This window comes from Virgibacillus profundi (genome assembly GCF_002287375.1).
Classification (GTDB): Bacteria; Bacillota; Bacilli; order Bacillales; family Amphibacillaceae; genus Virgibacillus_K; species Virgibacillus_K profundi.
The window spans coordinates 32624-39993 of record NZ_NPOA01000019.1 but is presented as its reverse complement, the minus strand read 5'-3'; the positions used below and the strand labels follow the sequence as shown (position 1 = coordinate 39993).

General features: G+C 38.2%; 6 protein-coding genes, 1 pseudogene and 1 riboswitch. Of the genes and pseudogenes, 5 read left to right on the top strand and 2 right to left on the bottom strand.

Going from position 1 to position 7370, the window contains the following annotated elements:
* Window positions 1-284: pseudogene (locus tag CIL05_RS20255) on the bottom strand (DUF4351 domain-containing protein); the annotation flags it as partial.
* 349 nt (window positions 285-633) lie between these two features.
* On the opposite strand from CIL05_RS20255, the gene CIL05_RS20250 reads away from it, so the two are divergent.
* The 5 genes from CIL05_RS20250 to CIL05_RS20230 all read left to right on the top strand — a co-directional run bounded on the left by CIL05_RS20250 (window position 634) and on the right by CIL05_RS20230 (window position 5670).
* A complete protein-coding gene (locus CIL05_RS20250; protein ID WP_095657354.1) occupies window positions 634-1812 on the top strand; it encodes a hypothetical protein in 1179 nt (392 codons plus the stop codon).
* A 121-nt stretch (window positions 1813-1933) separates the two neighbouring features.
* A complete protein-coding gene (locus CIL05_RS20245; RefSeq protein ID WP_095657353.1) occupies window positions 1934-3289 on the top strand; it encodes a M20/M25/M40 family metallo-hydrolase in 1356 nt (451 codons plus the stop codon).
* A 166-nt stretch (window positions 3290-3455) separates the two neighbouring features.
* Window positions 3456-3502: riboswitch (PreQ1 riboswitch) on the top strand.
* A gap of 282 nt (window positions 3503-3784) precedes the next feature.
* Entirely contained in the window at window positions 3785-4285 is a 501-nt protein-coding gene (gene queF / locus CIL05_RS20240; RefSeq protein WP_095657352.1) for a preQ(1) synthase, read from the top strand.
* 181 nt (window positions 4286-4466) lie between these two features.
* On the top strand, window positions 4467-5126 hold the full coding sequence (gene queC, locus CIL05_RS20235; protein WP_095657351.1) for a 7-cyano-7-deazaguanine synthase QueC: 660 nt from the start codon (window positions 4467-4469) through the stop codon (window positions 5124-5126).
* A 1-nt stretch (window position 5127) separates the two neighbouring features.
* The gene (locus CIL05_RS20230) at window positions 5128-5670 is read left to right on the top strand and encodes a VUT family protein (protein ID WP_095657350.1); all 543 of its coding nucleotides are present in this window, start codon (window positions 5128-5130) and stop codon (window positions 5668-5670) included.
* A 255-nt stretch (window positions 5671-5925) separates the two neighbouring features.
* Here CIL05_RS20230 and CIL05_RS20225 read toward each other — a convergent pair whose 3' ends face one another.
* On the bottom strand, window positions 5926-6813 hold the full coding sequence (locus CIL05_RS20225) for an RpnC/YadD family protein (protein ID WP_240510249.1): 888 nt from the start codon (window positions 6811-6813) through the stop codon (window positions 5926-5928).
* Between the last annotated feature and the right edge of the window lie 557 nt (window positions 6814-7370).

Below are 7370 nucleotides of genomic sequence, written 5' to 3'. Positions count from 1 at the left end.
TAACTTTGTGGTTCAACATGAACGATGACTATCACATCTGTTCCTTTAAGCGTGGTCTCTATTACAATATCAAGTCTGCGATTCTTGCCTTTCAGCACATTCGTATATACTTCTTCAGACAGTGGCTTAATTGAGTGAAAATCTAAATTGTCATGAACGTCTGGAAAAAATGCTTCAAGAAATTCTTTAAAAAATGTGTTAATGAGTTCTTTGCTTAGTTGGTCATGTCCAGTGTAGGTAGATTTTGAGGAATCTTCTTTAATCAATATTGGCATGGCTGCCATGGTATCACGTCCTTGGAGTTTTTGAGGAGAAAACTGAGGTGGATTATCTGTTTTTAATATAGCATGATTTTATATGAAGAGCAAAGGTTTTAAATATTTAGGATATGTTGTATAGGCAAAGGGGAGATTATGCCTAACTGGTATTATCTGAAAAATGATAAAAATATGTTGACTTTATTTTTATAAACCAATACACTGAATCTTATATATTTACCCGATAGTCTATATTGATACTGAAGAACATGTTGCTCAAGCTGACGAAAGAAACGGTAAACTTGCTAGCTTAAGCGTGTGTAGATTGGGAGACATCTATAGAAAACCTCTAAAACAGAGAAATGAGGGAAACAAAATGTTAAATGAACCAGTAGTTGCTGCAATGCTACTGCTAGCATTATTGGCAGTAGGCGAGTATTTATCAATTATTTCCAAAGCAAGGATTCCGATGCTGCTTGTCGCTTTATTCGGTTATTTGATTTTGATCTGGACAGGAATTTTCCCAAAAGATCTGATTGATAGATCAAACCTTGCAGTGTTCGGAGCCGTGATGGTTGCGCCGCTCATTGTCCATATGGGAACACTGGTGCCTTTCCGGTTAATCAAAGGCCAGGTAAAAGCAATATTAATCGCCCTTTTCGGCGTGATATGTTCAACTGTTCTCATTATTCTTGTAGTCAGCCCGATTTTTGGCTATGAGGCAGCTGTTTCTGGTGCCGGGCCGCTATCAGGAGGACTTATTGCTACCCTTATTACGTTTGAAAAGCTTGAGGAGATTGGCTTGGCAGCTATGGTTACGATTCCGGCGTTAGTATATGGCTGTCAAAAGTTGTTTGGCATGCCGATTGCCTCCAATCTATTGCGCCGTTACGCATTAAAACTTCGGGCTTCCATTGATGCAGGGACATTTACGGCAGCTGAAAAATCGAAGAATAATGTTTCCGCAACAGCAAAGGAAAATGAAAAAAGCTTGCTTCCGGAAAAGTACCAAACGAGCATTATTCTGTTGTTTCAATTGTTTATTGGTGGTGCTCTTGCCGTCTGGCTCGAAAGTCTAACGGGAATTCACTACAGTCTATGGGCACTATTTATCGGGATTACCGGCACTTTTTTCGGTTTTTATCAGCCGAGAATCATGCAGCGTGCCAACACATTTGGTATTTCCATGGTAGGACTCCTTCTTGTCGTTATATCTGCAATGAACGATATTACGGTTGGTATGTTTGTGGATTATCTCCCAACTATTCTTTTGATTCTCGCCGTTGGAGCGACTGGCATTTTGGCCGGAGGTTTTATCGCTTCAAAAGTGTTGAAATGGGATCCGTTTTTAGGTGTTCCGGTAGCACTTACGGCCATGTTTGGATTTCCCGCAGATTATATCCTCGCTGAAGAAGTAAGTCGCAGTGTCGGCAGGAATGAAGAGGAACAACAAGTTATTCTTGATAGCATTTTAACACCGATGCTTGTCGGTGGTTTCACAACAGTAACAACAGCCTCAATTCTTATTGCTTCGATTTTGATGGGAACACTTTAAACCGAAGCATTTATGTAATTGGTATACAAAAACTTTCAGGAATGGGGTAGTCTCGGGATGAGGTTACCCCTTTCGATATACATTGGCAATTATTTTATCAATATGAAATGAGGGAAATGCAGTGAACTTGTCTGAAATATCGAATGTGATTGAGCAACGGAAGGATCAATACCTGGAACAGTTATTCACATTACTGCGACAGAAAAGTATTAGCGCACAAAATATTGGAATCAGAGACTGTTCAAGGTTATTAAAAAGCATGATGGAGGATATTGGTATAAACACACGTCTGATTGAAACAGACGGACATCCGGTCGTGTACGGTGAAATCATAAAGGATCCTGATGCGTTCACATTATTAATTTACGGTCACTATGATGTCCAGCCGCCGGATCCACTTGATGAGTGGTTATCACCACCGTTTGAGCCGACCATTCGTAACGGAAAAATATTTTGCCGGGGCGCGGGTGATAACAAGGGACAATTAATGGCACAAATTTTATCAATTAAAACTTATGTAGACACGTTCGGTGAATTGCCGATTAACATTAAAATGGTGTTTGAAGGTGAAGAAGAAAGTGCAAGCGCAAATTTACCTTCATTCGTTGAGCAAAACAAAGAACTCTTAAAAGCCGATCTCGTATATACATCGGATGGTCCCATGCATGACAGTGGCGCACCATATGTTTTACTCGGTGTCAGAGGGATATTATACGTGGAATTGACAGCAAAAGGCGCCGATTGGGAAAACCATTCCGGTAATAAGGGAAATATTGTCCCAAACCCAGCATGGACATTGATCGATCTGTTAAGAACAATGCGTGATAAAAACGAACGGGTCTTAATCGAAGGATTTTACGATGATATCTGTAAACCAACGGAAAAGGAAAAAGAAATTATTAAAGAGCTTCCATTTGACAGAGAACAAGTTGCCGAAAAAATCGGCTACAAGCAATTAGATATGGACGGAGAAGCGTATTATCATAAATTAACGATGGAACCGACATTTAATATTGCAGGATTCACGAGTGGATATGGTGGAGAAGGAGCGAAAACGATTATTCCTTCACAAGCAACGTTAAAAATGGATATGCGGCTTGTCGTTGATCAGGACCCTGATGATATCTACAAAAAGTTCTGTGCCCATGTAAAAAAACATGCACCTGATATTGAAGTCAAACATCTTGGAGCCATGGCACCATCACGGACGCCAGCTAACCAGGAGGTTGTCGATATTGTCACAAAAGCGGTAAGCGAATCCTTCAATCAAAAGCCGGTTTTGCAGCCAAGTCTTGGCGGCAGCCTTCCGGATTATGTATGGACAAAAATATTAGGTTTGCCATCTGTGGTGGTTCCTTATGCGAACTTCGATGAAGCGAATCATTCACCAAACGAGAATATCGGGGTTGAGAACTTCTTTGATGGGATTAAGTGTACTTGTCATGTTATTTATAGGTTGGGGGAGTGTGCGAGATAGTTTTAAGCATAGAAGAGGTCCTGTTTGTTGGACCTCTTTTAATTTTTTTGGGAATATTTATCACTTTAGTGTAACGAGGAACTGACCTTGTTTGACCCGAACAAATAAACCATATTGACACCACCCACCTTCGAAGGCTATGATAAATAAGAATTGAATACCCGATCTAAAAGAGGTTCATAGCTGATACCCTCTATAAAAAACTATGGATACATTGACTTTTTAGCCATGTCCATACTGGATGTGGCTTTTTTGGCAGATAGGAAAGTGTTTAACTTTCTTCCTGGGGCTCCGATTACTCGCCCCACCGAAAAAATCTGCATAAGTGAAACGAAGTCATTCGCCTAAATGCTTGCACTTCAGAGTATAAAGATTTCTAAGAAAGCAAAATACGCTTTCAAGAATCCCTTTAGCGAATTCCAAGTTTTCTAATTAGAATCGTAGTTTGCTATGACCTCTCGTAGTGTTTGGGACATATACAGGGAGGTTTTTGTTATGTCTGGAAGAGGCGAGGAACAAGGTTTAAAAGACTTAACACTGCTTGGTAATACGAAGACGAATTACAGGACGGACTATACACCTGAAGTGTTGGAATCCGTAGATAATATCCATTCCAATCGCGATTATTTTGTAAAATTCAATTGTCCAGAGTTTACTAGTTTATGTCCGATTACAGGGCAGCCTGATTTTGCGACGATGTATATTTCTTATATACCTGATCAAAAGATTGTGGAAAGTAAGTCATTGAAATTATATTTATTTAGTTTCAGAAATCATGGGGATTTTCATGAGGATTGTGTGAATATCATTATGAACGATTTAATTGAATTGCTTGATCCACGTTATATTGAGGTATGGGGTAAGTTCACCCCTCGTGGTGGTATTTCGATTGACCCTTGGTGTAATTATGGCAAGCCTAAGACGAAGTATGAGGATATGGCCATGCATCGCTTGATGAATCATGATCTTAATCCAGAGAAAATAGATAATCGTTAAAATGAATAGAAAGAGGTTTTAGCTACCCTCTATAAAAAACTAAGGAAACAGCATTTCTTAGTGCTGTTTTTTCTTTTTGGCAGATCGGAAAGTATAAAACTTTCTCCCTGCATAAGTGCAACTAAGTCATTCGCCTAAAAGCTAGGCGAATGACAAGTTTTCTAAAAAAAGGAGTTTTTATATGGAAAATGAAAAAGCTATTGTTGTTTTTAGCGGAGGACAGGACAGCACGACTTGTTTATTTTGGGCGAAAGAACAATTTAAAGCGGTAGAAACGGTTACTTTTGATTATGGTCAAAAGCATAAATTAGAAATAGAGTGTGCGAAAGAGATTGCAGAAGATCTTGGCGTAAAACATCATATTTTAGATATGTCGCTTCTTCATCAACTGGCACCCAATGCCTTAACGAGGGAAGCTATTGAGGTAGTTGATGGCGATGGAACTGAGCTTCCAAATACTTTTGTACCAGGTAGAAATCTACTTTTTCTGTCCTTCGCTGGCGTATTGGCAAAACAAGTTGGTGCAAAGCATCTAGTGACAGGGGTTAGTGAAACGGATTTTAGTGGCTATCCAGATTGTAGAGATAGTTTTATCAAATCATTAAATGTAACACTAAATTTGGCAATGGATGAGGAATTTATTATCAACACACCTTTAATGCGCTTGGATAAAAGGGAAGTTTGGGCGCTTTCTGATGAGTTAGGTGTCATGAATTTAATTCGGGAAAAGACCTTGACTTGTTATAACGGAATAAAGGCTGATGGCTGTGGGGAGTGTCCAGCTTGTAAGCTTCGTAATAATGGTTTAGAGCAATACTTACGGAATAAGGGAGAGGAATAATATGTTACGGGTATTTTTATATTTAATTTCGATTGTCTCAGCAAACGTGATCACTGCGGCAATAATGCCACTGGAGATTGGTATTTTTATCATTCCAATGGGGACGTTTTTGATAGGTGCGACATTTATATTCCGTGACTTGGTGCAAAACAAATACGGAAGAGGGCAAACCTATTTATTCATCATAACAGCATTAGTATTATCTGGTGTGGTCTCTTCTTTACTTGGTGATTCACTGATGATTGTTACAGCTTCCGCACTTTCCTTTATCATTTCTGAAACCGCAGATACAGAGATTTATACTAGATTAAAACTACCAATTGCATGGCGCGTGTTTTATAGCGGGATTGTTGGTGGACTATTAGATTCAGTCGTTTTCGTTATTGTTGGATTAAGTCCACTAGGTGCAGGATTTATCCCTTGGGAAGCTGTTCCAGCAGCTATTTTAGGGCAGGTTATTGCGAAAACAGTTATCCAGTTGATTGGTGCACTTGTTCTGAATCAAGTGTATGTGGTGAAAGCAAGACGTGTTTCGATGGGATAAATTTAGGTGAAATCTGAGTTTTTTCATTAACCTTTTCTAACACGCTGGTTCACCTCACTTCTATATTAACTATTAGAACGCAATTATCATGGTACTATCATGATAAAATCTAACCTACAGCAAATTAAAAAAGACGGGAATTTAATTATCCTGTCTATTCTATTTTCATTGAAAAATGCTTGCACATGAAGTAAAAGAAACGTCTTCAAGCTTCTCTCCTTTACTTTATCAGGGAATTCAGTGTTAGGTTATTCATTATAATTGTTCTTTCAATTCCTTGATTTCCTCAATATCCATATGCGTGACTTCTGCTATAAAATCTATGCTCGAACCTTTTTTCAACATTTCTATTGCTACTTTCTTAACGCCAATTGCTTCTCCAATCTCTTTACCTTTCTCTTCATATGAAATCGGAATTTCCATAATCTTCCCTGCTTCCGGTAGTTTTTCAACTTCAGCCATAAACTGTTCCTCCTCTTCTTTTGTTAGCTTTAAATAGGTTTCGAAATAGCCATATATCAGACGCTGCTTCGCAGGATCCAGTTGCATTCTTGTAATCATAAGCAGGAATTCCTTCTTCACCTGCACCCGTTCTTCTTTCTTGTATCCCATTTTACTCATCAGTGCGGCAGCTGCTGGATTGTCTGAACGAATATAATCACGCCAATTCTTTTTCTTTAAATGAAGTGTCATATAGTTGAATGTGAGAACATGGAAAAAAGGAAATGCCATTGTGTACTGATTCTTTTCCCAATTTTCATCATAAGTAAAAACAGCTATAGGGACAATCGGTTTCTGATATTTATTATACAACATACTAAAATAATGATACATCCGTTCATGAAAATTATCTTGTTTGTAACTTTGTGGTTCAACATGAACGATGACTATCACATCTGTTCCTTTAAGCGTGGTCTCTATTACAATATCAAGTCTGCGATTCTTGCCTTTCAGCACATTCGTATATACTTCTTCAGACAGAGGCTTAATTGAGTGAAAATCTAAGTTGTCATGAACATCCGGGAAAAATGCTTCAAGAAATTCTTTGAAAAATGTGTTAATGAGTTCTTTGCTTAGTTGGTCATGTCCAGTGTAGGTAGATTTTGAGGAATCTTCTTTAATCAATATTGGCATGGCTGCCATGGTATCACGTCCTTGGAGTTTTTGAGGAGAAAACTGAGGTGGATTATCTGTTTTTAATATAGCATGATTTTATATGAAGTGCAAAGGTTTTAAATATTTAGGATATGTTGTATAGGGGCAGGGGGATTGTGCCTAATTTGAGTAAAACAACAGAAACCAAAGCATATAAATCCCTGATTTCCGGTGTTTTCAATTTTTCAGCGGTTTCGGTTAGTGGATTAATGTTATCCCTGAGAAATCCCCCAAAAGGAAAAACAACCAGGGAAAATTGTCACTCCCCACTTCTCTAAAGCGGGGGTTAGGCATTATTTCCAAATATAATAATACCATTAATATAGATAGTCTCCATACTGTAGATCAATCAAATTTGTACAAAAAGTATAAAATTTGTTTCCCAAAATATGGGGTTTAACTTTAAGTTCATCAAAAATAGTATATTTCATTGGCTATAATCAGTAAGTATGAAATAAATTAAATCTATTTCAGCATATTGTTTCTAGATATGCTGAATCAAGCTATAGCATACACCTTAAGAAACCCCCAGTATTCTCAAGGTC